This window comes from Dellaglioa sp. CoH-56-MRSF-11, from assembly GCF_056782135.1.
The window spans coordinates 1-366 of record NZ_JBXAYE010000052.1 but is presented as its reverse complement, the minus strand read 5'-3'; the positions used below and the strand labels follow the sequence as shown (position 1 = coordinate 366).

Genomic DNA, 366 nt, shown 5'->3' with positions numbered 1-366 from the left:
ACATCAAAGAAGACCCTAACTACAAGAAGTTTCGGCTCGTGGTCAAGGGCGTGCGCGAGAAGCTGAAGATCGAGCGTGATCAGGCCGAAGCCATGGGCCTGATGGCCAACCGCACATCGCGGTCGCTGCACGGGCGTAAGCAGTTCAGCCCGAAGTCGCTTCTCGAAGCCACGTCCAACGACCTGAGCGCGCGTGCCCGGCTAGTTGAGATTCGAGTTCGAGCCACAGTCAACCTCGACCTTCTGCAAGAAGCGTGCGACGCGCTACGCAACCACATCTACACCGAGTATGCACAGGAGCTGAAGCAATTCGGTAGCAGTGCCGAACAGCGGAAAGCACTGGTCGAGCGTGTGCAGGGTACGGCCC

At 59.3% G+C, this 366-nt stretch carries 1 protein-coding gene; it reads left to right on the top strand.

Annotated features, from left to right (window positions below; genetic code table 11):
• The coding region (locus AC1RPT_RS07800; protein ID WP_481762985.1) for a hypothetical protein at window positions 1-366 on the top strand (366 nt) is incomplete at both ends.